Origin of the sequence: Amycolatopsis sp. QT-25 (assembly GCF_029369745.1) — a bacterium.
Taxonomy (GTDB): Bacteria; Actinomycetota; Actinomycetes; order Mycobacteriales; family Pseudonocardiaceae; genus Amycolatopsis.
Genome location: NZ_CP120210.1, coordinates 2,840,328 through 2,863,087, shown reverse-complemented (window position 1 = coordinate 2,863,087; position 22,760 = coordinate 2,840,328). Strand labels below are relative to the sequence as shown.

Here is a 22,760-nt window from a genome sequence, read left to right as displayed (position 1 = left end):
CGTAACCGGGCCGTGAGTTCTTGAATTCCGTTGCAGTCCGCGCCGAAGGCGGTCCGCCTCCGCGCTCGCGAGGCCTTCGGCCGGTGCGCGCCGTCGTGGCCGCTCACCTGGTCAGCCATTTCCCCGCCCCGCGCTCTTGCTCATCAAGTCCACGAACTCGTCGAACAGGGGGGCCGCGTCGTGCGGGCCGGCGGCGGCCTCGGGGTGGTACTGCACCGAGAACGCGGGGACGTCGAACGCGCGGACACCTTCGACGGTGTCGTCGTTCGGGCAATAGTGCGAGATCTGCCCGGCGCCGAACGGCGACTCGAAGCGCTGGCCCGGCTCGCCTTCGAGGGCGAAACCGTGGTTCTGCGCGGTGATCGCCACCCGTTTGGTCGCCACGTCGATCACCGGGATGTTGATCCCGCGGTGGCCGTAGCGCATCTTGTAGGTGCCCAGCCCCAGCGCGCGGCCGAGGATCTGGTTGCCGAAGCAGATGCCGAACAGCGGGATCTCCCGCTGCAGCACCGCTTTCGTCAGCTCCGTCGCGTGCGCGGTGGTCGCCGGGTCGCCCGGGCCGTTGGACAGGAACACGCCGTCCGCCTCGACCGCGAGCAGATCGTCCACAGTGGACGAGTAGGGCAGCACGTGCACCTCGATGCCGCGGGCGGCCATCAGGCGTGGGGTGTTGGACTTGATGCCCAGGTCCAGCGCGGCGACGCGGAACTTCCGCTCCCCTTGCGCTTCGACCACGTAGGACTGCTTGGTGCTGACCTCGCCCGCCAGGTCGGCGCCCTTCATCTGCGGGCCTGCCTTCACCTCGGCCAGCATCTCCTCGTCGGTGCCGAGCGCGTCACCGGAGAAGACACCGGACCGCATGGCGCCCTGTTCGCGCAGGTGCCGGGTCAGCGTGCGGGTGTCGACTTCGGAGATCCCGACGACGCCCTGGCGCTCCAGTTCCTCGTCCAGCGTGCGCTTGGCGCGCCAGTTGGACGGGGTGCGCGCCGGGTCGCGGACGACGTAGCCCGAAACCCAGATGCGGGCGGACTCGTCGTCCTCGTCGTTCCAGCCGGTGTTGCCGATCTGCGGCGCGGTCTGGACCACGATCTGCCGGTGGTAGGACGGGTCGGTCAGCGTCTCCTGGTAGCCGGTCATGCCGGTGCAGAACACCGCCTCGCCCAGACTGCGGCCACGGGCGCCGTATGCGGAGCCGCGGAACACGCGGCCGTCTTCGAGGACCAGTGCCGCGGGTGTACGGGTGCCGTTCGCGGTGCTCATCAGGCACCTCCCTTGATGTCGTTGCGAGTGTCTTGCAAAGCTTCGATCCACTGTGGATAGTCGTCGACGTCGTCGCCGCGGAATCCGGTGTCCAGTTCGACGTCGCCGGCCAGCCAGGTGACGACGAGCAGCGCGTCGATGCCCATCACCTTCCCGGCCATCCCCTTGTCCTTGCGGACACCGGTGACGGCCGCGCGCGGGATCCAGAAGTCCGGGGCGCCGCCGCGTTCGATGGCGATGCCGTCCTCGTGCAGCCGCCAGACCGCGCCGGTGCGCAGGCCGGCGCCGCGGGTGACCACGCGCTCCTGCCAGTGCCCCGCCGTCGTGGTGCTGATGTAGACCCCGGTCGATTCGAGCGACGCCTCACCGGGCTCCGCGGGAATCTCCGGGAACGGCGGTACCTGGACGCTCTGCGCGCGGGACTTGCGGCGCCAGCCGCGCCACATCAGGAAGACGCAGAACAGGAAGAAGGCGAAGACCGCCAGGGTCAGCAGAATCCGGTCGCTCATTGCGCGATCTTCCCTTCCCGCGCGGTGATCCGCCCGCGCAGCAACGTCGCCGTCACCACGCCGGGGAGCCGCATTCCTTCGTACGGCGTGTTCGCCGCGATGCTCGCGAGCTCGGCGCCCCGCACGGTCCATGCGGTTTCCGGGTCCACCAGCGTCAGGTTGGCCGGTTCACCGACCTCGATCGGACGGCCGTGGTCGGTCAGGTTGCCGATCTCGGCGGGCCGTTCGCTCATCACCCGCGCGACGCCCCGCCAGTCCAGCAGGCCGGTGCGGACCATGGTCTCGACCACGATCGACAGCGCGGTCTGGAGGCCGAGCATGCCGGGCCGGGCCGAGTTCCATTCGCGGTCCTTGTCCTGGACGGCGTGCGGCGCATGGTCGGTGGCGACGCAGTCGATGACGCCCTCGGCGAGCGCGGCGCGCAGCTTCTCGGCGTCGGACGCGGTACGCAGCGGCGGGTTGACCTTGTTGACCGGGTCGTAGGTCGCCAGCCGCTCGTCGGTCAGCAGCAGGTGGTGCGGGGTGACCTCGGCCGAGACCCGGGTACCGCGTCCCTTGGCCCATTTCAGGATGTCGGCCGTGCCGGAGGTGGACACGTGGCAGACGTGCAGCCGCGCGTTCGCGTGCTCGGCGAGCAGGCAGTCGCGGGCGACGATCGACTCCTCCGCCGAGGCGGGCCAGCCGGGGTAACCCAGACGTGCGGCCTGCTCGCCTTCGTGCGCCTGGGCGCCGACGGTCAGCCGGGGCTCTTCGGCGTGCTGGGCGATGACCACGCCGAGCGCCGTCGAGTACTCCAGCGCGCGGCGCATGAGCAGCGGGTCCGCGACGCAGAGACCGTCGTCGGAGAAGATCTTCACCCGGGCTTCGGACTTCGCCATGGTGCCCAGTTCGGCGAGTCTCTCCCCCTTGAGGCCCACGGTGACCGCGCCGACCGGATGCACGTCGACCAGCCCGGCCGCCTGGCCGCGCCGCCACACGTGGTCGACGATCACCGCGTTGTCGGCCACCGGGTCGGTGTTGGCCATGGCGAACACCGCGGTGTAGCCGCCGAGCGCGGCCGCGGCCGAACCGGTGGCGATGGTCTCGGTGTCCTCGCGGCCGGGTTCGCGCAGGTGGGTGTGCAGATCGACGAAACCGGGGAGCAGCACCTGGCCGCCCGCCTCGATCACTTCGGCTTCTTCCGAGGTGTCGAGAGAGCCGATGTCGGTGATCACGCCGTCCTCGACGAGCACGTCGACCGGATCACCCTCGCCGTAGGGTCGGGCGCCCTTGATCAGGACGGTGGTCATGCTTCGGCCCCTTCGCTGGCAAGCAGGTGGTAGAGGACCGCCATGCGCACGTGGACGCCGTTGCGGACCTGTTCGGTGATGGCCGAGGCCGGGGAGTCGGCGACCGCCGAGGCGATCTCCATCCCGCGCAGCATCGGGCCGGGGTGCAGGACGACGGCGTGCTCGGGCAGGAGCTTCATCCGTCGTTCGTTGAGACCGTAGGAGATCGAGTACTCCCGCGACGACGGGAAGAAGCTCTGCCCTGGTCCCCCGGCTGTCATCCGCTCGGCCTGGACCCGCAGCATCATGACCGCGTCGACCGCGGGCAGTTCGGCGTCGAGTTCGTGCGACACGGTGACCGGCAGGCACTCCACCCCGGCGGGCAGCAGCGTCGGCGGCGCGACGAGCACCACTTCCGCGCCCAGCGCCGACAGCAGGTGGACGTTCGACCGCGCGACCCGGCTGTGCAGGACGTCACCGACGATCGCGATCCGGCGTCCCTCCAGCGAGCCGAGGCGCTCCCGCAGCGTCGCCGCGTCGAGCAGCGCCTGTGTCGGATGCTCGTGGGTGCCGTCCCCGGCGTTGACGACCGCCGTCCCGGCTTCGGCGAGCCAGCCTGAAAGCCGCTGCGCCGCCCCGGAGGCGGGATGCCGGATGATCACGCAGTCGGCGCCCGCCGCGGCCAGGGTCAGCGCGGTGTCCCGCAGCGATTCGCCCTTGTTGACCGAGGAACTGGAGGCGGACACGTTGATCACGTCGGCGCTCATCCACTTCCCCGCGATCTCGAACGAGACGCGGGTGCGGGTCGAGTTCTCGTAGAACAACGTGATCACGGTGCGGCCGCGCAACGTCGGCAGTTTGCGGACCTCGCGGCCCAGCAGGGTGCGCTTGAGCTCTTCGGCGGTGTCCAGCACGGCTGTCGCGAGCGCCGGGTCGAGCCCGTCGGTGGCGAGCAGGTGCTTCACGATCGGTCTCCTTCTGGTTGCGCGCGAAGCAGAACCGTGTCCCGTCCGTCCACTTCGGACAACAGGACCTCGATCCCCTCGGCGCGCGAGGTGGGCACGTTCTTGCCCACGTAGTCGGCGCGGATCGGCAGTTCGCGGTGGCCGCGGTCGACCAGCACGGCCAGCTGGACCGCGCGCGGGCGGCCGTGGTCGCGCAGCGCGTCGAGGGCGGCACGGATGGTGCGGCCGGAGAACAGCACGTCGTCGACCAGGATCACCACCGCGTCGTCGATACCGGTCGGCGGCAGCTGCGAATGCTCGAGCGCGCGAGGCGGGCGGCGGCGGAGATCATCACGGTAGAGCGTGATGTCCAGCGCGCCGGTCGGCGGACGGATGCCGGAGAACTCGGCGATCTTGTCCGCGAGCCGCAGGGCGAGCGGAGTACCCCGGGTGGGGATGCCCAGCAACACGGGCGGAGTCGAGCCACCGGCACCGAGAGCGGTCTTCTCGATGACCTGGTGAGCCATTCGGGCGATCGTGCGCGCGACATCGCCGGACGAGAGCAGCTCGCGCTCTCCCGCCGGTTCCGCCGCGCCACGCGGGCGTGACGACAAGGCGGACCTCCTTCCCCGCCTCTCTGGACGGGTCCTTAAAGGACGTCGACTTCCTGCTTGGCGAGGAAATCGAACCGACACTAGCAGGAGCGGGAGCTCAGTCTTACGGGTGGCGCGCCCCAGGTGACGAACGCCTCTCGAAAGCACCCGCTTGACCTGGTGACAACTATGCGTAACCATTACTCTGAGTATTCGACTCTAGGAGTCCCCTGGATCGGTCACCCTCGACCGGTCGGGGGGTGAGGAAACGGAGAACCACCAGATGGGCGATTACGCCAAGGCGCTCGGGGCCAAGCTCCGCGGGATCCGCCAGCAGCAGGGCCTGTCCCTGCACGGGGTCGAGCAGAAGTCCGGAGGCCGCTGGAAGGCCGTCGTCGTCGGTTCGTACGAGCGCGGAGACCGCGCCGTCACCGTGCAGAAGCTCGCCGAACTGGCCGATTTCTACGGTGTGCCGGTGGTCGAGCTGCTGCCGGAGGGCCGGGTGCCGTCGGGTGCCGAACCCGCCACGAAGATCGTCATCAACCTGGAGCGTCTCCAGCAGCTCCCGGCGGAGAAGGTCGGGCCGCTCGCGCGCTACGCCGCCACCATCCAGAGCCAGCGCGGCGACTACAACGGCAAGGTGCTCTCCATCCGCACCGAAGACCTGCGTTCGCTGGCGATCATCTACGACATGACCCCCGGCGAGCTCACCGAGCAGCTGATCGACTGGGGTGTGCTGCCGCCAGAGGCTCGACCGTCCAAAGAGGACTGAATGGCGAGGACGTTTTCGGTCGGGGGGCCGGAAACGTTGCATTGCCAAGGTGACAGAGGCGAAGGCGACCAAGGTCTTTTGATCTTTTGGAGTCGCGCCTTTTGGCCGACAGGCCCCGCGATCGTGATGACAGGGCGCCCTCCAGCTTGACGTGAGAGTCAATGCTGAAGAGCGCCCTGGCAGCACGATCGCGGCAGCGCGATTTACAACACCGCGCGCAGCCGGTCGGCGATGGTGCCGATGCGGCCGAGCACACCGTTCACGAACCGCGGCGAGTCGTCGGTCGACAGCTCCTTCGCCAGCCCGACGGCCTCGTCGATGGCGACCGGGTCCGGCACGTCCGTCGCCCACAGCAGCTCGTAGACGCCGACCCGCAGCACCGCGAGATCCACCGGCGGCATCCGGTCCAGCGTCCAGCCCTGCGCGTGCTCCGAGAGCAGCTCGTCGATCTGCGCCTTGCGTCCGGTGACGCCCTCGACCAGCGAGATCGTGTAGTCCCCGATCGGATCGACCTCGACCGAACCGACCCTGTCCGCCAGCAGCGTCACCGCGTCGGCGCCACGCTGGGCGGCTTCGTACATCATCTCGACGGCACGCTTACGGGCCTGCCGGCGGCTGATCGGCCCGCCGCGGTTCGGGGACTTGCCGGACTTGTCTGAGCCCGCCATCAGCTGGAGACGCGACCCAGGTAGCGGCCGTCACGGGTGTCGACCTTGATCTTCTCGCCGGTGGTGAGGAACAGCGGCACCTGGATCTCGGCGCCGGTCTCCAGGGTGGCGGGCTTGGTGCCGCCGGTGGAGCGGTCGCCCTGCAGGCCGGGGTCGGTGTGCTGGACGATCAGCTCGACCGAGGTCGGCAGTTCGATGTACAGCGGGACACCCTCGTGCACCGCGACCTGGACCTCGAAGTTCTCGAGCAGGTAGTTCGCGTTGTCGCCGACGGTCTCGGCCAGCACGGTGATCTGGTCGTAGGTCTCCGCGTCCATGAACACGAAGTCCGCGCCGTCCTTGTACAGGTACGTCATGTTGCGACGGTCGACGGTGGCCGTGTCGACCTTTGTCCCCGCGTTGAAGGTCTTGTCGACGACCTTGCCGGTCAGCACGTGCTTGAGCGTCGTGCGGACGAACGCGCCGCCCTTGCCCGGCTTGACGTGCTGGAACGCGGTGACGGTCCAGAGCTGGCCGTCGAGGTTGAGGACGAGCCCGTTCTTCAGGTCGTTGGTGGTGGCCACGAGTGTGCAGTCTCCTGTGTCGATCTTCCGGGCCGCCGTCAGACGACCACGAGTTCCTTGGTGCTCAGCGTGAGGAGTTCGGGCGTACCTTCCCGCACGACCAGCGTGTCCTCGATGCGCACGCCTCCGCGTCCGGGCAGATACACACCAGGTTCGACGGTGACGGCCATACCGGCGGACAGTGTACCGACGCCGGTGGCGGCCAGGCTGGGCGCCTCGTGCACCTGCAGGCCGACCCCGTGGCCGAGACCGTGGCCGAACTCGTCGCCGCGCCCCGCGCCGACGATCACCCCGCGGGCCGCTTTGTCCACTTCGGACACTTGGGCCCCTGGCAGGACGGCGTCGCAGCCCGCCGCCTGCGCGCGCTGGACCAGCTCGTAGACCTCTTCCTGCCACGCCGCCGGCTTGCCGAGGACGAACGTGCGGGTCATGTCGGAGTGGTAACCGTCGACCGTGGCACCGAAGTCGATCTTGACGAAGTCGCCGTTCGCGAGCACGGCCGAAGTGGGCCGGTGGTGCGGGATCGCGGAGTTGACGCCCGCCGCGACGATCGTGTCGAACGACGGCCCGGTCGACCCGTGGCCGAGCATGCGATTTTCGAGGTCACGGGCGACGTCCAGCTCGGTCCGGCCCGGCCGGAGCCCGCCGGCGGACACCAGATCCTCCAGTGCCCGGTCGGCCGCGGCGCACGCCTGGCGCAGCGCCTCGATCTCCTGCTCGTCCTTGACCAGCCGCAGCTGCTCGACGAGCCCGGGCGTCCGGACCAGCTCGACGCGGTCGAAGCGCACCTTGAGGCTTTCATGCTGCTCGACGCTGACGTGCTGACTCTCGAACCCGGTCTTGCCGAAGTCCTTTTCGGCGGCCAGATCGGCGAGCTTGGCCGCACTCGCCCGGTCCAGCACCCGTTCGAGGTCGGGCACCTCCGTCGCCGACTGGACCGTGTAGCGGCCGTCGGTGCAGAAGATCGTCTTGTCGTCACCGCTCCCGTGGACGAGGAGAGCGGCGTTGGACCCGGTGAAGCCGGTCAGGTACCTGATGTTGAGCAGGTCCGTGACCAGCAGCGCGTCCACCCCGGAGTCGGCCAGCAGGGAACGCAGCGCCGCGCGGCGGCGAGAGAAGTATTCACGCACGTCTGGGAGTTTAGGGGGCCGACCGCTCACTTCGCCCCCATGCGCCGCCCCCGTTGCGCCGCCTTGTGGCTCTCGGTGGTCCGTGAAGGCCTCCTTGAGGGACCCTGGGTCCCTCAAGGAGGCCTTCACGGACCTTGGCACCGGCTGTCGGGCCGCGCGGGCGTGCCCATCGCTACTGGCGAGTTAAACTCACCGCATGGCACCGTGGCTGACTCGTGGACTCGTGATGGCGCTGCTGCACGGCACGGCCGTCACCGTGCTGGCCAAGTACGAGGTCTTCAACCCCACCGACAAGACCCTCGCCACTTCCCTCGCTTTGGCCGTCCTGGTCGGCGCGGCGGCGGGCTGGAGCGCGGTGGACGCCTGGCGAGGCGCACCCGAGCGCGGCAGGAACTGGTTCATCGCGGCGCTGATCGCCGGACCGGTCTCGGGGGTGCTGTACGTGCTGGGCCGCGCCGTGTTCGTCGATCAGACCGGCGTGTCGGAGCTCGGTGGCGCACTCACCGGCGGCGCCGCCTTCTCGGCCCTCCTGGTGCTCATCCCGGCCGGGCTCGGCCTGTTCGTCGGGGGCCGTGTCACCAGGACCGTCGCCAGGACCGGAGACGGCGAAGATCAGCCCGCGAGCGGGAAACCGGCCGGGAAACCGTCCCAGGCCTGATCGCTGATCTGCTCGACGGCCGAGTCGTTCAGCACCGCCGTGCCCGCGTCCGGCACCGGGAACAGTTTGCCGTCGAGCACCACGCCGAATCCGCGACCGGGGGCGCGCACCATCCTCGCCCCGGCGCTCAGCCGCGCGGCCTGCGGGAACCTGTCGACGACCTTCAGCCGCTGGTCCAGGATCTCGCTCGCGAGGGTCGCCGCCACCGAACGCCGGTCGACCCGCACCAGGGTGCCGTCGGCCACCAGGTCGATGGTCCGCTGTGGTGACGGCATCGCGACACCTTCGAACGAGGTCCGGACGCGGGCGTCGCCGTCGCAGGCGCGCGAGCCGCGGACGTCCAGGCCGAAATGTCTGAGGTCGGTCGGCGCCCCCGCGCCGCCGACGATCGTGGCCCGGACGACGTCGAACGGGACCCGGTCGCAGACGTCACCCGAGGAGAGCGGCGCGTGCCCGTCAGGCCGCCGGATCAGGCCGGGGCCTTCCTTCCACGCGCCGGGGATGACCGCCGGCCGATATGGCTGCGCGGTGAAGTCCCTGGTCCAGAAGGTGAGCGTGGTGCCGGTGTCGGTCTCGTGCGCGATCACGAAGGCGTCGAGCGCGCCGACCCACATCAGATCCGTGCTGAACCCGTCGACCAGTGAGCGGGTGCGCGGCGAGATCGTGCTGGGCTTGGGCACGAAGCCCTGCTCCCCCAGCGTCTCCACGCCTCGCGTGAACGCCGCGTCCTTGGCGCGGAGCAGGAACTGCCCGGCGCCGTTCCATCCGGCGCCCTTCGCCGTGGTGTCGGTGAACAGCACGTAGAACCAGCCGTCGAGGTACACCGCCGAGGGCTGGCCCGCGCCGTAGACGTTTGCGCGATGCACGTCGTGCGACGGCCCGATGATCGGCTTCCCGCCGGCCGCGCGCGTCCAGGTGAGCCCGTCGGGGCTGGTCGCGAGGCCGATCGAGTTGCCGAGCGCGTGATCGCCCGCCGCGCCGGTGTAGTACAGGTAGTAGGTCGAGCCGACCTTGATCACCGACGGATCGCAGGTGTGCATGCCGTCGAAACCGCCGGGCGCGCCCGAGAACACCGCCGCCGGGCCATCACCGCCCGGGCCGGTGAACGGACCGTCGAGCGAGGGCGACTGCGCGTAGAGGACGTCGTCGCCGGGAGGCTGCGCGCTGCCGTACTGGCTGCACCACCACATCCGGAGCTTGCCGCCGTCGCGCATCACCGTCGGGCCGTAGTTGTAGACCGCGTCTTGAGCGCCCGCGGCCACCACTCCGCCGCCGGCCCGCGGATCGGTCGTCGCGAGTTCGACGTCCATCGGCCGCGGCTTTTCCTCGGCCTGCTGGGCTCCGCCGATCCCGCCGCCCTTGCCGTCGGCCTGTGACTGGACCTTGCCGTCACTGCACGCCACGAGGACCGCGCCCGCCGCGAGGACGGCCACCACGGCACGGGCGGGTCGCCGACCCCCACGAAAAAGGCGCATGATGGCCGAGTGTAGCGAGGCTTAACCCGGTCAGGTGACGTCAGTACCCGGTAGGGCGACCAATTCCACTTCGAAGCCATCGGCGTTTTCGAGGTAGGCGGCGTAGTGGTGCTCACCGCCCGCATACGGGTACTTGTCCGCGAACATCGGCGTCCAGCCGTGTTCGAGTGCCTTGGCAGCCAAGGCGTCCACCCGTTCACGCGACTCCACGTGCAGGGCGAGATGGTTCAGGCCCGGCGCGGTGCGCTCGTGCTTTTCGCCGCTGAGCGCGGGAGAACGTTCGACGACGAGATAGGTCGCGCCGTGTTTCCAGCTGATCCCGGCGGGCCAGCGCTGGAATTCCCGCCAGCCGAGTGCGCCGAGCAGCCAGCCCCAGCTCTCCTCGGCGCTGGCGAGATCGGGGACCCACAGTTCGATATGGTGCGCGCGGCCGTGGTCCGAGGGCAGCGCGACGAAGACGCGATGTGGTCCGCTGCCGTAGTGATCGCCGCCACCGACGTCGAGGAAACCCAAGCGCCGCACCAGCTTCCGACTGGCCAGATTGGACTCGCCGACCAGCGCCCACACCGACGAAAGACCGAGCCCGACGAGGCCGTGCTCCAGCAGCGCGGCGGCGGCCTCGGTCGCCAGCCCCTGTCCGCCGTGCTCCCGCGCGAGGTAGTAGCCGATCTCGGGTACGTCACCGGGCAGCTCCTGCGACGGCCGCAGATGGGCGAGGCCGATCACCTGGCCGTCGCGTTCGATCGCCCAGTGCCCCATCCCCGCCGGGCCGCGGTACGCCAGCCGCCGTCCGACCATCTCGCGGGCCCGGTCCGGGTCGGTGAGAGGCACCGCGAAATGCGCGCTCAACGCCGGGTCGGCGAAGAGGTCGACGATCGCCTCGGTGTCGGAACCGGCCAGCGCGCGCAGCCGCAGCCGCGCGGTCTTGATTTCGGGTGGGTTGTTCACGCCGCGTTCGCGGCCATCCAGCGCAGGGCCAGCGGATACCCGTCGACCCCGAGCCCGGCGATGACCGCGGTGGCGATGTCCGACAGCACGCTGTGGTGCCGGAACTGCTCGCGTTCGTGCACGTTGGAGATGTGCAGCTCGATCAGCGGCGCCTTGAGCTGGACGGCGGCGTCGCGGACCGCGATCGAGTAGTGCGTCCACGCGGCCGCGTTGAGCACCACCGGCCACCCCGAGTCGGCGGCCTCGTGCAGCCAGCCGACCATCTCGCCCTCGTGGTCGGTCTGCCGGACCTCGACGTCGATCCCCAGTTCCTTGCCGGTCTCGACGCAGGTGGACACCAGATCCGCGTGCGTGGCCGAACCGTAGACTCCGGGTTCGCGCAGGCCGAGCCTGCCGAGGTTGGGGCCGTTGAGGACGAGCACCTTCACAGCAGCACGCTCCCGCCCGCCTGGGGGGCGTCGCCCGCCACCACCGAGTACGCGGCCGCGAGCAGCGACGGGTCCGGGCCTTCCAGCCTGCCGGGCTTGGCGAGCCCGTCGAGGACGACGAAGCGCAGCACACCCGAGCGGGTCTTCTTGTCGCCCTTCATCGTCTCCAGCAACTGCGGGAGCGCGTCCGAGTCGTACGTGGTCGGCAGGCCCAGCATCTTGAGCACCGACGAGTGCCGCTCCGCGGTGGCGTCGTCGAGACGGCCCGCGAGGCGCGCGAGTTCGGCGGCGAACACCAGGCCGACGCTGACCGCCGCACCGTGGCGCCACCGGTACCGCTCGCGGCGTTCGATGGCGTGGGCGAGTGTGTGGCCGTAGTTGAGGATCTCGCGCAGATCCGACTCGCGCAGATCCGCGGCGACGACGTCGGCCTTGACCTGGATCGAGCGGCGGACCAGTTCGCCGAGAACCTCGCCGGTGGTGTCCAGCGCCGCGGCGGGATCCTGCTCGACGAGTTCGAGGATGCGCGGGTCGGCGATGAACCCCGCCTTGACCACCTCGGCCATGCCGGCGACGAGTTCGTTGGGCGGCAACGTTTCCAGCGTCGCGAGGTCGACGAGGACCGCGCTCGGCTCGTGGAAGACGCCGACCAGGTTCTTGCCCGCCTCGGTGTTGATGCCGGTCTTGCCGCCGAGGGAGGCGTCGACCATGCCCAGCAGCGTGGTGGGCACGTTGACCAAGCGGACGCCGCGCATCCAGGTCGCGGCGACGAACCCGGCCAGATCGGTCACGGCGCCGCCGCCGAGCCCGACGACCACGCCCTGGCGGTCGAGGCCCATCCGGCCGAGCACCTCCCAGCAGAAGCCGGCGACGCTGAGCGCCTTGCCGTCCTCCGCGTCGGGGATCTCGACCCGGTGCGCGTCGATCCCGGCCTCGGCCAGTTCGCCGCGGATCGCCTCCGCGGTGGTCGTCAGCGTCGGCGGGTGGATCAGCGCGACCTTGGAGGCGTCGGCGAGCTGCTCCGTGAGCTCGCCGAGCAGGCCACGACCGATGACGACGTCGTACGGCTTGGCGGTGTTGACGGTGATGCGGACCGGCTCGGTCATCGTTCCCCTCACTTCGGCGGAAGCCGCTTCGCCCTCGCGACCTCGCAGGTGATCTTGCCCTTGACCGGGGTGTCCCCCGGGATCTCTTCGGTCACCTTCTGGCCGGGCGTCATCCGGTTCTTCGCGAACAACGCCTCACCGGAGGCCTTGCCGTCGGCGTCCTTGATCGCGATGGTGACGGCGTAGCGCGCGTCCTCATCCGTGCTGTTGGTGACCTCGATGGTGATCTTCGGGGTGTGGCTGCCGCTGTCGCATTCGGTGACCTTGACGTCGGCCGCGACATCCGCCTCCGGCGCGGCGCTGGTGGCCGCACTCGTCTGCACGACGTCGGCGCCCGCGGGTTGCCTTTCCTCACCACACGCGGTCAGGGTCAGGGCCACGACGGCGAGCAGGGCGCCTGCGGTCGTGCGTTTCATGCCCGGTCCTTGCTGATCTCGGTCAACCCGATGACGGCGGCCTCGACGACCTCGTCGGCGGTCAGCCGGTCGGTGTCGATCTCGATCGTGGCGACTTCGCGGTACACCGGCAGGCGTGCGTCGAGGAGCGTCTTGTACGTGGCACGGGGGTTCACCCCCGCCAGCAGCGGACGCGCGGTCGAGAGCCCGGCGCGCTGGACGCCCGCGGCCATCCCGACGTTGAGGAAGACCACGGTGTGCCCCGCCAGCCGCTCACGCGTACCCGGGGTGATCGGCGCTCCCCCGCCCAGGGAGAGGACGCCGTCGTGTTCGGCCAGCGCCTGCGCGACCATCTCTTCCTCCAGCACGCGGAAGGCGGGCTCGCCCTCCTCGGCGAAGATGTCGGTGATGGGCTTGCCCGCGCTCGCGACGATGTCGTCGTCGGTGTCGCGGAAGGCCAGGCCGAGCCGGGCGGCGAGCGCCGGGCCGACCGTGCTCTTGCCCGAGCCCGGCGGTCCGATGATCACCGCGCGAGGAGTCACCAGCGCTCCTCGAGCGCCTTCAGGTAGGCCTCGGCGTTGCGCTTGCCCTCGGCCAGCGAGTCGCCGCCGAACTTCTCCAGCGCGGCGTCCGCGAGCACCAGCGCGACCACCGACTCCAGCACGACCCCCGCCCGGGGTACCGCGCAGACGTCGGAACGCTGGTGGATGGCCACCGCGGGTTCGCCGGTGGTGACATCCACGGTGGACAGTGCTTTGGGAACGGTCGAAATCGGCTTCATGGCGACCCGCACGCGCAGCGGCTCGCCATTGGTGATGCCACCCTCGAGTCCGCCCGCGCGGTTGGACCGGCGGGTCACCCCGACCGGACCGGTGCCGCGGTCGATCTCGTCGTGGGCCTGGCTGCCCCAGCGCCGGGCCGTGGTGAAGCCGTCGCCGACCTCCACGCCCTTCATCGCCTGGACGCCCATGAGCGCGCCGGCGAGCCGGGCGTCGAGCCTGCGGTCCCAGTGCACGTGCGAGCCGAGGCCCGGCGGCAGGCCGTAGGCGATCACCTCGATCACGCCGCCGACGGTGTCACCCGCCTTCCTCACGGCGTCGACCTCGGAAACCATCGCGTCGGTCCCCTCCTGGCCGAAGGCGCGGACCGGGCTCTCGTCGATGGCGGGCAGGTCCGACGGCACCGGCAGCGGGCCTTCGGGCGCCGAGGCCCCACCGATGGACACGACGTGGCTGAGGATCTCGACCCCGAGCAGCTGCTTGAGGTACGCGCGGGCCACCGTGCCGAGCGCCGTGCGGGACGCCGTCTCGCGGGCACTCGCGCGCTCCAGCACCGGACGGGCCTCGGGGAAGCCGTACTTCTGCATCCCCGGCAGGTCCGCGTGGCCGGGCCGGGGACGCGTCAGCGGCTCGTTGCGCGCCAGACCCTCCAGCTCCTCGGCGGGCACGGGGTCGGCCGACATGACCTTCTCCCACTTGGGCCACTCGGCGTTCTCGATCTGGACCGCGACGGGGCCGCCCTGGGTGAGCCCGTGCCGGACGCCGCCGGTGAACTCGATGTGATCGGTCTCGAAGCCCATCCGGGGGCTGCGGCCGAAGCCGAGCCTCCGGCGCGCGAGCTGCTCGCCCACTTCGGCGGTGGTGACCTCGACCCCGGCGGGCATCCCTTCCAGGATGGCGGCGAGGGCGGGTCCGTGCGATTCCCCTGCGGTTATCCAGCGCAACACCTGACAGATCCTGTCACAACCTCCTCTCTGTCCGGGTACAGGCCGGGCTATCCCGGACCGGGTCCGGCGAAGACGGCGAGCGCCCACGCCGCGACCAGGAGGCCGGGCCCGTGCGGCACCGTGGGATGCCGGGGGCCGCCCACCGCGAGCGCCACGCTCAGGAGCGCCGCGGCAACGGCGCCGAGCACGACCGACGGCCACCCCGTCGCGGCGAGGACCGCGCCGAGACTCCCGGCGAGCTTCACGTCCCCGGCGCCGAGCGAACGCGGAGACAGGGCGTGGACGAGGGCGTGCGCCCCACCGAAGACCAGCGCGCCCAGCGCGGCCCGCCACGCGATGGCCGCCCCTCCCCCGTGCGCGGCGACCGCCAGCGCGGCGGCCAGCGCCGGGTACGCGGGCAGGGTCAGGATGTCGGGCAGACGACGGTACCTCAGGTCGGCGAGCGCCAGCGGAACCGCGAAGACGGTCAGCACGGCCGGCACCGCCAGCCACCACGCCGGCCAGGCTCCCGCTTGGTGCCGCAGCCAGATCGCGACGAGCGCCACCGCCGCGATGACGGCCGCCCAAGCCGTCACCGGTGCTCCGGCCCGGCGCAGGCAGGAGCGAGTGGCGAGCGCCGACCCGGCGCCCGCCACGGCGAAAGCGATCGACGTGAACACAAGATCAAGAGTGCGCCGGTGGCGCTCGGTGAGGCAAGGATTTCTTTTCGTGACAGGAACTTTCACGCACTTTCGGCAGGCAGGGGGTGGGCTGCGGCCGTTCGCCCAAGTACGTGAAGGCCCTCTTCCTGTACCCAGGCGCAAGGAAGGGGGCCTTCCTGTACTTGGGCTGCCGGGAGGGAAGCGCGCTACCGGGTACCGCGATCGGCGACCGGAGCGGCAGCGCGTGAGAGCTTCGGAGCGAGCCCCCCATCCGCATCGTCTCCGGCGCCGAAGGCCTGGCAGGACACCGGGATCAGGGGGTCATCCGCAGCAGCGGGAGACCCGAGGGCGTGCGGATCTCCAGCGCCTTGATGTCGCCGGTGCGCAGCGCGGTGCCGACCACGATGTGCGCGGTGTCCTTCGGCATCGCGCGCCAGGACGCCAGCTCGCTGGTGCCGCCGTCGGCACCGACGGCGACCAGGACGTAGTCACCGGTGCGATTGCCGCCGTAGCTGCACGTCATGTCGACCTTCGTGCCGGTGTCGGTGGCGGACATGGCGACCTCGGCGGTCACCGGGTGGTCGCCGAGCGGGGTCATCGGGTCGCCCGCCGTCGCGACCGGCCCGGTCAGGACGACCACGAGCGCGACACCGGCGGCGAGCGCCAGCCCGGCCGCGGTGGTGGTGACGGCCCGTTGGATTCGCCTTCCCCGGTGGACCCGTTCGAGCACGGTCGGCAGCAGGTCCGGCGAGGGCGCCGGTTCGTCTTCCAGCAGCGCGGGGGCGCCCGCCTGGGCGAGCAGGCCGGGGATTCCGGCCAGCTCGCGCACGGACGCGGCGCACCGGCCGCAGACGCGAAGGTGCTTCTCGTAGGCGAACCGGTCTTCCGGGGACAACGCTCCGAGCACGTAGGCCGCGTCGTAGGTGGCGAAGGGGTCGGTCATCGAGTCACCCCTCTTTCCTCCAAGATCAGCCGCAACGCCCGCAACGCGTAATGCGTCCGCGACTTGATGGTCCCTTCGGCCACACCCAGCCGCTTCGCCGCGTCGGCGACGGAATACCCCTGGAAATAACACAGGACGAGGACGTCCCGGTGTCTCGGCGAGAGCTCGCCGAGGGCTTCGGCGACCAGCCAGCCCTGAACGGCCCGTTCGGTGCCGTCCGTGACCACCGTTTCGGGTGGTCGACCGGTCATCACCTCCGGATGCGCCTCGGCAGCGCGCCAGTCGTCGATGGCGATCCGCCGCGCGACGGTGAACAGCCAGCCGCGCGCCGATCCCTCCGACTGGTCGAGCACCTTGGCGTTGCGCCAGGCCCGCAGCAACGTCTCCTGGACGACGTCCTCCGCGCGGACGCGGTCTCCGCCGGTGAGGTGCAGCGCGTAGGACCAGAGCGCCGCCGCGTGCTCGTCGTGCAGAGTCCGCATGAGCCGGTCCTCCGCGAATTCCTTCACCGATCCGTGCTTTCGCGGTCGAAGAGCAACGGGAGGGCGAAGACCACGCACACCACTTCGGTGATCAAGCCCCAGAGCTCGGCCTGGGTGGTGAAGCGTTCCGAGACGCCGAAGAACCCCGTGGTCAGCGAGAGCACGTACGCGCCCAGCGTGGCCAGGCCGAAACCGATCGCCGCGAGCGCGGGCAGCCGGTGGTGCCAGACCAGGACGGCGACCGCGATGACCACGCCCGCCACGACGTTCACCAGGAAGAGCGGGCCGACCACGGCCGTTTCCGACGCCCAGTCCTGCCAGACGACGTAGTGCACCCATGCGGAGCCGAGCAGGCCCGCCGCCACGACCGCCCGCGACAACCACCGGATCATGTCCGTATCCCTTTTCCGCGTGTTCGGTTCCCCTATGCCTTTACACGGAAAATCGGGTCTTTCGGTTCACTTCGGTCCCCGGCTGACGCCGAGATTGAACCGGATGGCCGCCTGGACCGTGTGTAGGGGCATGACTGCCGAACTCCACTCCCGCCGCACCGTCCTGACCACCGGGGCCGCCGTCGCCGGCGCGGCCGTCGGTGCCGTGGCCCTCACGGCCTGCGGAAGCGAAACCTCGCCGTCCGGCTCGGCCACCACACCGCCCGCCGCGGCGCCGGGTGAGACCCTGACCGCGCTCTCCGACCTCGAGGTCGGCAAGGCCAAAGCCGCCAAGACCGCCGACGGCAAGGACGTCATCGTCACCAGGACCGCCGAAGGCACGGCGGCCGCGTTCAGCGCGATCTGCACGCATCAGGGCTGCGCGGTCGTCCCCGAGGGGGCCGAGCTCAAATGTCCTTGCCACAACTCGATCTTCGACGCCGTGACCGGTGCGGTCAAAAAGGGACCGGCGGACCAGCCGCTGCCCTCGATCGCGGTCAAGGTCAGGAACGGCCAGGTCGTCACGGCCTGACGAACACGAACGGGTCCCTTTAGGACAGAGAATCCGTCCTAAAGGGACCCGTTGTCCCGTGCTTCAGCTGTCCCAGGTGAAGATCGCGTCGCCCGCTTCGACGTCGCCGCCGGTGAGCAGTCCGGAAAGGACTTCGGCCTTCGCGTCCAGCGCCACCACCGGCACGATCGGCGAGTAGCCTGCCGCCTCGACCGCCTCGGGGTCCCACTCCACGACCGGCTGCCCGGCGCGGACGGTTTCGCCCTTGACGACGTGCAGAGCGAACCCCTCGCCCTTCTGCTTCACCGTGTCGATCCCGAGGTGGACCAGCACCCCGCGGCCGTCTTCGGTGGCCACCACGAAAGCGTGCGGGTGCAGCGTCACGACCGTCCCGTCCACCGGAGCGACCGCGTCCTGCCGACCACCCGAAGGAATGACCGCGAGCCCGGGGCCGACCATCGCCTGCGCGAAGACCGGATCGGGTACTTCGGTCATAGCGGTCGTCCTACCGCTCACGGGGCTCAGGATTTCGAGACTCACATCAGGTCCTCGATGTCGCTGGCGATCGTGTCGGCCTCCGGCCCCACGATCACCTGGACGCCCGCGCCCATGCGGACGACGCCCATCGCGCCGGCGGCCTTCAGCGCCGCCTCGTCGAGCAGGCTCATGTCTTCGAGCTCACACCGCAGCCGGGTGATGCACCCTTCCACCTCGATGACGTTCTCGGCACCGCCGAGTCCCGCGAGAATCTTTTCCGCCCTGTCATCCGCCATCGCGGTCTCCCTGTTCCCTGTCGGTTTCCCACATGCGAACCAGCTGTACTACGCCGTTCGCCGACTCGCACGTGATCCCTGGCCACGAACGCGTAACGGTGGTTGACACCCGCTCGTGCGACGGAGCATCCTGCCCCATCGGATCATTGGTCTAGACCGGAACGTACCAATCTTCCGGACCAGATGCGAGTACGGGTTCCCCCAGCCGACCGGCCCGAAAGGACGGTGACCGTCATGAGCGCTTCGGCGCAACTGCCGCCGTCCGACCGTGTGATCAACGGACCGACGCCCAAGCACGCCCAGTTGCGGGAGATTCTGCGCCGCACAGTGGAGCGTGAGCTACCCCCTGGCTCCCCCATCCCCTCGGAACGTGACCTCGCCGAGACCTATCAGGTGTCGCGGCTCACCGTTCGCTCGGCGATCGGCAAGCTGGTCGAGGAAGGGCTCTTGTCGCGCGTGCGCGGCAAGGGGACGTTCACCGCCGCGAGGCGGATGGAATTGCAGCTTTATCTGATGTCCTTCACCGAGGACATGCGCCGTCGCGGGATGACGCCGACCACGGAGGTCGTCAAGACGGCCACCGAGGTCCCGCCCGCCCCCTCGGCGCACGCCCTCGGCCTGACCGCCGGGACGCCGGCGCATCGGCTGGTGCGGCTCCGTCGTGCCGACGGGGTACCGCTGGCGGTCGAACGCGGCTGGTATCACGCGGGCCGGATGCCCGGTTTGCTCGACCTCGATCTCACCCGATCGTTGTACGTCCAACTCGCCCAGTCGTACGACCTGCGCCCGGACCACGCGTGGCAGACGGTCTGGGCCGAATCCGCGGACCGCGAAACGGCACGGCTGCTCGGCATGCGCGCCGGCAGCCCGCTTCTTGTCTTCCGCCGGGTCTCCAGCGTCAACGGGGAACCGATCGAAGACATGACTTCCTGGTACCGGGGCGATCACTACCAGGTCACCATGCAGCTGGACCGGAACACCCCGGATTCCGGTCACCATCCTCACTACGGAGGTACCCGATGAGCTCCACCACCGCCGAGGGGGCGAAGAGCAAAGGCAAGGGACTTGCCGGCCTTCAGCGCTTCGGCCGCAGCCTCATGCTCCCCATCGCCGCCCTGCCCGCCGCCGCGCTTCTCAACAGGTTCGGTCAGCCCGACCTGCTCGGCGAGGACGGGCTCGGCTGGAACAAAGTAGCCGAGGTTCTCGGTGCGGCAGGCAACTCGCTGTTCAGTTGGCTGCCGCTCCTGTTCGCGGTGGGTATCGCCGTCGGCTTCGCCCGGAAGAGCGACGGCGCGACCGGGCTGGCCGCCGTGGTCGGCTTCTTCGTGTTCACCAGCGTCCTCCAGGTCTTCACGCCGTTCTCCGAGCTGCCGGGCTGGAACCCCGAGAAGCCCGCGGGCTTGATGCTCAACCCGATGAAGTGGTCCTACAGTGTGCTGGCCGGGGTGATCGTCGGCCTGGTCACCGCGTTGCTGTGGCAGAAGTTCTACCGGGTCAAGCTGCCGCCGTACCTGGCCTTCTTCGGCGGCCGCCGGTTCGTGCCGATCATCACCGCCCTGGTGCTGATGGTCCTCGCGGTGCCCTTCGGCCTGGTCTTCCACTGGGTCAACGAAGGCATCCAGGCCGCGGGAGAGGCGGTCACCGGCGCCCCGGTCGTCGGTGGCGGCATCTACGGTGTGCTGAACCGGTTGCTGATCCCGGTCGGTCTGCACCAGCTGCTGAACGTGCCGGTGTGGTTCATCTTCGACGGTGGTGACCTCACCCAGTTCTTCGAGGGCGACCCCACCCGCGGCACCTTCATGACCGGGTTCTTCCCGATCTTCATGTTCGCCATCCCCGCCGCCGCGCTGGCGATCTGGCAGAGCGCGAAGCCCAGCCAGAAGAAGATCGTCGGCGGCGTGATGATCGCCGGCGCGCTGACCTCGTTCCTGACGGGTATCACCGAGCCGATCGAATTCTCGTTCATGTTCGTCGCGTGGCCGCTGTACCTGATCCACGCGGTCCTGACCGGCACGTCGATGGCACTGGTGAACGCGCTCGACATCCACCTCGGCTTCGGCTTCTCCGCCGGGGCGATCGACTTCGCGCTCAACAGCGGTCTCCCGGCGGCGAGCGGCAACGTCTGGCTGCTCATCCCGATCGGCCTCGCTTACGCGGTCCTCTACTACGTGATCTTCCGGTTCGTGATCAAGAAGTGGAACCTGCGCACCCCGGGCCGTGAGGACGACTCGATCGAGACCGACCTCGAGGCCACCGCGGCGAAGCCCGCGAAGTAGTTTCAGCTCAGCAGAACCGAAGGCACGAAAGGGAACGAACATGCCGGAGAAACGCGTCACCGTGGCCAGCAAGGTGGGCCTGCACGCCAGGCCCGCGGCGACGGTCGCCAAGGCGGCCGCGGCGCAGCCCGTCGCGGTGTCCATCGCCAAGGCGGGTGGCGACCCGGTCGCGGCCGGCAGCGTGCTGAACCTGATGACGCTCGCCGCCGCCTACGGCGACGAGGTCGTCATCAGTGCCGAAGGCGAGGGGGCCGAGGCAGCCGTCGACGCCATCGCCGAGCTGGTGGCGACCGACCTCGACGCCTGATCTCGATTGCCGTGTGTCCCGGCTGAACCCGCGACCGCGATCGACGTCGGCGGACTCTCCGAAGCCCGGGCCGCCCCGACCGGCCCGGGCTTCGTAGGGTGTGGGACATGGACAGCGTGCGCGAGATCGAACAGTGGCCGGTCGACAATGCCGCCACGGCCGTGGTGACCGCCGCCGGTGACGTGCTGGGCACGCACGGCGACACCACGAAGGTGTACAAGCTGGCGTCGGTGACCAAGCCGCTCACCGCCTACGCCGCGCTGATCGCCATCGAAGAGGGCGTCGTCGAACTCGACACCCCCGCCGGGCCGGAGGGCTCCACGATCCGGCATCTGCTCGCGCACACCTCGGGCCTGGCCTTCACCGAGCACAAGCCGATGGCCGCGCCGGGCAACCGGCGCCTGTACTCCAACGCCGGCTTCGAGCAGCTCGCCGACGCGCTCACCGAGCACTCCGGCATCCCCTTCGCCGACTACCAGGCGGAGGCGCTTTTCCGGCCGCTGGGCATGAAGGCGACCAAGCTGACCGGCTCCCCCGCCTCGGGGGCGGAGTCCACCGTGGACGACCTGGTCGCGTTCGCCGCCGAGGTGCAGGCGCCGAAGCTCATCGCCGCCGAAACGGCGCGCGAGGCGACTTCCGTGGTCTTCCCCGGCCTTTCCGGTGTCCTGCCGGGCTTCGGGCATCAGAAACCGAACGACTGGGGCCTCGGTTTCGAGATCCGCGACCACAAGAGTCCACATTGGACCGGATCGTCGAGTTCACCGCGGACCTTCGGCCACTTCGGGCAGTCCGGTACGTTCCTCTGGGTCGATCCCGACGCCGGTGCCGCCTGCGTCGCGCTCACCGACCGCGCTTTCGGACCTTGGGCCGCCGAGGCGTGGCCGCCCTACACCGACGCCGTGCTGGCCGAGGTGCGCGGCCTCACTCCATGACACGGATCGGCGAACCGGCCTGGAAGGCCGCGATGTCCTCGACCGCGTCGCGGTAGAAGATCTCGTAGGCCTCCCGGGTGACGTAGCCGATGTGCGGGGTGAGCACGACGTTGTCCAGCTTCCGCAGCGGATGCTCCGAGGGCAACGGCTCGACGTCGTAGACATCCAGCGCGGCGACCGCGATCTCCTTGCGGCGCAAGGCGTCCACCAACGCGGCCTCGTCCACGATCGGTCCGCGTGCGGTGTTGACCAGCATCGCCGTCGGCTTCATCGCGGCGAGTTCGGGGGCGCCGACCAGTCCGCGGCTGCGGTCGCTGAGCACCAGATGGACCGACAGGACGTCGGCACGGGCGAACAGCTCCGCTTTCGACACCGCCGTCACGCCGTGGGAAGCGGCCTTCTCCCTGGTCAGGTTCTGGCTCCAGGCGATGGTCTCCATGCCGAACGCCTGGCCGATCTTGGCCGCGCCGGCGCCGAGCCTGCCGAGTCCGAGCAGGCCGAGGGTCTTGCCGGACAGGATCGTGCCGACGGTGGTCTGCCAGCCGCCCTCGCGCATGTTCCGCGATTCCAGCGGCACGTTCCGGGCGGCGGCGAGGATGAGCGCCCAGGTGTGCTCGGCCGCCGGGGCCGCGATGTACCCGGTGGAGGAGACGACCACGCCGTTGCGGCGGGCGGCGGCCACGTCGACGGCGGCGTTGCGGTGGCCGGTGCTCACCAGCAGCTTGAGCGCGGGCAGCCGGTCGAGGACCTCGGCGGGGAAGCGGGTGCGCTCGCGCATCGCGACCACGACGTCGAAGTCCCGGAGGCGGCCCACCACGTCGGCGGGATCCGCGAACGGCTTCGTGAACACCTCGATCTCGGCGCCGAGGGAACTCCAGTCGCCGAAGCCGAGCGCCACTTCCTGATAGTCGTCCAGAATCGCGATCTTCATGCCCTCAGGCTAGTTCAGCTCTTTCGAAGAACTCCGACGGCGAGGACTCTGGTTTCATGGCGTCGAGCTGTATCCCAGAACAGAGGAGCG

General features: G+C 70.0%; 28 protein-coding genes and 1 pseudogene. 7 read left to right on the top strand and 22 right to left on the bottom strand.

Annotated features, from left to right (window positions below; translation table 11 throughout):
- Window positions 1–111 precede the first annotated feature (111 nt).
- Genes carA through pyrR form a run of 5 tightly spaced genes read right to left on the bottom strand, consistent with a single transcriptional unit; the run spans window position 112 to window position 4,595 of the window.
- Window positions 112–1,260: a glutamine-hydrolyzing carbamoyl-phosphate synthase small subunit gene (carA, locus tag P3102_RS13485; protein WP_276369402.1), complete on the bottom strand. Its 1,149-nt coding sequence runs from the start codon at window positions 1,258–1,260 to the stop codon at window positions 112–114.
- The gene (locus P3102_RS13480) at window positions 1,260–1,769 is read right to left on the bottom strand and encodes a transporter (protein WP_276369400.1); all 510 of its coding nucleotides are present in this window, start codon (window positions 1,767–1,769) and stop codon (window positions 1,260–1,262) included. The genes carA and P3102_RS13480 overlap by 1 nt, the downstream gene beginning before the upstream one ends.
- Complete coding sequence (locus P3102_RS13475) at window positions 1,766–3,058, bottom strand: dihydroorotase (RefSeq protein WP_276369398.1); 1,293 nt, start codon at window positions 3,056–3,058, stop codon at window positions 1,766–1,768. Before P3102_RS13475 ends, P3102_RS13480 begins: the two co-directional genes overlap by 4 nt.
- Window positions 3,055–4,002 (bottom strand): aspartate carbamoyltransferase catalytic subunit, encoded by a 948-nt coding sequence (locus P3102_RS13470; RefSeq protein ID WP_276369396.1) that lies wholly within the window; start codon window positions 4,000–4,002, stop codon window positions 3,055–3,057. Before P3102_RS13470 ends, P3102_RS13475 begins: the two co-directional genes overlap by 4 nt.
- Window positions 3,999–4,595 carry a bifunctional pyr operon transcriptional regulator/uracil phosphoribosyltransferase PyrR gene (pyrR, locus tag P3102_RS13465; protein WP_016333099.1) on the bottom strand — a complete coding sequence of 199 codons (597 nt, stop codon included), beginning with the start codon at window positions 4,593–4,595 and terminating at the stop codon, window positions 3,999–4,001. Before pyrR ends, P3102_RS13470 begins: the two co-directional genes overlap by 4 nt.
- Before the next feature lie 262 nt (window positions 4,596–4,857).
- Between pyrR and P3102_RS13460 the strand changes: the two genes are divergently transcribed.
- Entirely contained in the window at window positions 4,858–5,346 is a 489-nt protein-coding gene (locus P3102_RS13460) for a helix-turn-helix domain-containing protein (protein ID WP_003096372.1), read from the top strand.
- A 203-nt stretch (window positions 5,347–5,549) separates the two neighbouring features.
- Here P3102_RS13460 and nusB read toward each other — a convergent pair whose 3' ends face one another.
- From nusB to P3102_RS13445, 3 genes are read right to left on the bottom strand one after another with little or no spacing between them, the layout of a single operon-like run.
- Window positions 5,550–6,014 carry a transcription antitermination factor NusB gene (nusB, locus tag P3102_RS13455; protein ID WP_276369394.1) on the bottom strand — a complete coding sequence of 155 codons (465 nt, stop codon included), beginning with the start codon at window positions 6,012–6,014 and terminating at the stop codon, window positions 5,550–5,552.
- Complete coding sequence (efp, locus tag P3102_RS13450) at window positions 6,014–6,577, bottom strand: elongation factor P (protein WP_005152384.1); 564 nt, start codon at window positions 6,575–6,577, stop codon at window positions 6,014–6,016. Before efp ends, nusB begins: the two co-directional genes overlap by 1 nt.
- A 38-nt stretch (window positions 6,578–6,615) precedes the next feature.
- Window positions 6,616–7,707 (bottom strand): Xaa-Pro peptidase family protein, encoded by a 1,092-nt coding sequence (locus P3102_RS13445; RefSeq protein WP_276369393.1) that lies wholly within the window; start codon window positions 7,705–7,707, stop codon window positions 6,616–6,618.
- A 226-nt stretch (window positions 7,708–7,933) separates the two neighbouring features.
- Between P3102_RS13445 and P3102_RS13440 the strand changes: the two genes are divergently transcribed.
- Entirely contained in the window at window positions 7,934–8,365 is a 432-nt protein-coding gene (locus tag P3102_RS13440; protein WP_346660191.1) for a hypothetical protein, read from the top strand.
- Here P3102_RS13440 and P3102_RS13435 read toward each other — a convergent pair.
- The 11 genes from P3102_RS13435 to P3102_RS13385 all read right to left on the bottom strand — a co-directional run bounded on the left by P3102_RS13435 (window position 8,320) and on the right by P3102_RS13385 (window position 16,901).
- On the bottom strand, window positions 8,320–9,801 hold the full coding sequence (locus tag P3102_RS13435; RefSeq protein WP_276371143.1) for a beta-xylosidase: 1,482 nt from the start codon (window positions 9,799–9,801) through the stop codon (window positions 8,320–8,322). The two genes, P3102_RS13440 and P3102_RS13435, sit on opposite strands and share 46 nt — an antisense overlap.
- A gap of 69 nt (window positions 9,802–9,870) precedes the next feature.
- The gene (locus tag P3102_RS13430) at window positions 9,871–10,788 is read right to left on the bottom strand and encodes a GNAT family N-acetyltransferase (protein ID WP_276369390.1); all 918 of its coding nucleotides are present in this window, start codon (window positions 10,786–10,788) and stop codon (window positions 9,871–9,873) included.
- On the bottom strand, window positions 10,785–11,216 hold the full coding sequence (aroQ, locus tag P3102_RS13425) for a type II 3-dehydroquinate dehydratase (protein ID WP_276369388.1): 432 nt from the start codon (window positions 11,214–11,216) through the stop codon (window positions 10,785–10,787). Before aroQ ends, P3102_RS13430 begins: the two co-directional genes overlap by 4 nt.
- On the bottom strand, window positions 11,213–12,322 hold the full coding sequence (gene aroB / locus P3102_RS13420; protein ID WP_276369387.1) for a 3-dehydroquinate synthase: 1,110 nt from the start codon (window positions 12,320–12,322) through the stop codon (window positions 11,213–11,215). Before aroB ends, aroQ begins: the two co-directional genes overlap by 4 nt.
- Window positions 12,323–12,330: 8 nt before the next feature.
- Entirely contained in the window at window positions 12,331–12,738 is a 408-nt protein-coding gene (locus tag P3102_RS13415; RefSeq protein WP_276369385.1) for a hypothetical protein, read from the bottom strand.
- The gene (locus P3102_RS13410; RefSeq protein ID WP_276369383.1) at window positions 12,735–13,259 is read right to left on the bottom strand and encodes a shikimate kinase; all 525 of its coding nucleotides are present in this window, start codon (window positions 13,257–13,259) and stop codon (window positions 12,735–12,737) included. Before P3102_RS13410 ends, P3102_RS13415 begins: the two co-directional genes overlap by 4 nt.
- Window positions 13,256–14,443 carry a chorismate synthase gene (gene aroC / locus P3102_RS13405; RefSeq protein ID WP_276369382.1) on the bottom strand — a complete coding sequence of 396 codons (1,188 nt, stop codon included), beginning with the start codon at window positions 14,441–14,443 and terminating at the stop codon, window positions 13,256–13,258. The genes P3102_RS13410 and aroC overlap by 4 nt, the downstream gene beginning before the upstream one ends.
- Before the next feature lie 47 nt (window positions 14,444–14,490).
- The gene (locus P3102_RS13400; protein WP_276369380.1) at window positions 14,491–15,102 is read right to left on the bottom strand and encodes an A24 family peptidase; all 612 of its coding nucleotides are present in this window, start codon (window positions 15,100–15,102) and stop codon (window positions 14,491–14,493) included.
- A gap of 295 nt (window positions 15,103–15,397) precedes the next feature.
- A complete protein-coding gene (locus P3102_RS13395; protein WP_276369378.1) occupies window positions 15,398–16,027 on the bottom strand; it encodes a zf-HC2 domain-containing protein in 630 nt (209 codons plus the stop codon).
- The gene (locus P3102_RS13390; RefSeq protein ID WP_276369377.1) at window positions 16,024–16,536 is read right to left on the bottom strand and encodes a sigma-70 family RNA polymerase sigma factor; all 513 of its coding nucleotides are present in this window, start codon (window positions 16,534–16,536) and stop codon (window positions 16,024–16,026) included. Before P3102_RS13390 ends, P3102_RS13395 begins: the two co-directional genes overlap by 4 nt.
- Entirely contained in the window at window positions 16,533–16,901 is a 369-nt protein-coding gene (locus tag P3102_RS13385) for a hypothetical protein (protein WP_276369375.1), read from the bottom strand. The genes P3102_RS13390 and P3102_RS13385 overlap by 4 nt, the downstream gene beginning before the upstream one ends.
- Before the next feature lie 130 nt (window positions 16,902–17,031).
- On the opposite strand from P3102_RS13385, the gene P3102_RS13380 reads away from it, so the two are divergent.
- Window positions 17,032–17,472 carry a Rieske (2Fe-2S) protein gene (locus P3102_RS13380; protein WP_276369374.1) on the top strand — a complete coding sequence of 147 codons (441 nt, stop codon included), beginning with the start codon at window positions 17,032–17,034 and terminating at the stop codon, window positions 17,470–17,472.
- Window positions 17,473–17,535: 63 nt separating this feature from the next.
- On the opposite strand, the gene P3102_RS13375 is transcribed toward P3102_RS13380, so the two are convergent.
- Together P3102_RS13375 and P3102_RS13370 are read right to left on the bottom strand one after the other, a co-directional pair.
- Window positions 17,536–17,991, bottom strand: coding sequence for a PTS glucose transporter subunit IIA (locus tag P3102_RS13375; RefSeq protein ID WP_276369372.1), 456 nt, complete (start codon window positions 17,989–17,991; stop codon window positions 17,536–17,538).
- Window positions 17,988–18,233, bottom strand: a pseudogene (locus tag P3102_RS13370) (PTS glucose/sucrose transporter subunit IIB); the annotation flags it as partial. The gene P3102_RS13375 and the pseudogene P3102_RS13370, both read right to left, overlap by 4 nt.
- A 225-nt stretch (window positions 18,234–18,458) precedes the next feature.
- On the opposite strand from P3102_RS13370, the gene P3102_RS13365 reads away from it, so the two are divergent.
- The 4 genes from P3102_RS13365 to P3102_RS13350 all read left to right on the top strand — a co-directional run bounded on the left by P3102_RS13365 (window position 18,459) and on the right by P3102_RS13350 (window position 21,739).
- A complete protein-coding gene (locus P3102_RS13365) occupies window positions 18,459–19,247 on the top strand; it encodes a GntR family transcriptional regulator (RefSeq protein WP_076163796.1) in 789 nt (262 codons plus the stop codon).
- Window positions 19,244–20,500, top strand: coding sequence for a PTS transporter subunit EIIC (locus tag P3102_RS13360; protein WP_276369370.1), 1,257 nt, complete (start codon window positions 19,244–19,246; stop codon window positions 20,498–20,500). Before P3102_RS13365 ends, P3102_RS13360 begins: the two co-directional genes overlap by 4 nt.
- A gap of 40 nt (window positions 20,501–20,540) precedes the next feature.
- Complete coding sequence (locus tag P3102_RS13355; RefSeq protein ID WP_276369368.1) at window positions 20,541–20,807, top strand: HPr family phosphocarrier protein; 267 nt, start codon at window positions 20,541–20,543, stop codon at window positions 20,805–20,807.
- Between the two features lie 107 nt (window positions 20,808–20,914).
- On the top strand, window positions 20,915–21,739 hold the full coding sequence (locus P3102_RS13350) for a serine hydrolase domain-containing protein (RefSeq protein WP_276369367.1): 825 nt from the start codon (window positions 20,915–20,917) through the stop codon (window positions 21,737–21,739).
- Here the strand turns inward: P3102_RS13350 and P3102_RS13345 are convergent.
- Window positions 21,729–22,670: a D-2-hydroxyacid dehydrogenase family protein gene (locus tag P3102_RS13345; RefSeq protein ID WP_276369365.1), complete on the bottom strand. Its 942-nt coding sequence runs from the start codon at window positions 22,668–22,670 to the stop codon at window positions 21,729–21,731. The genes P3102_RS13350 and P3102_RS13345 overlap by 11 nt on opposite strands.
- Between the last annotated feature and the right edge of the window lie 90 nt (window positions 22,671–22,760).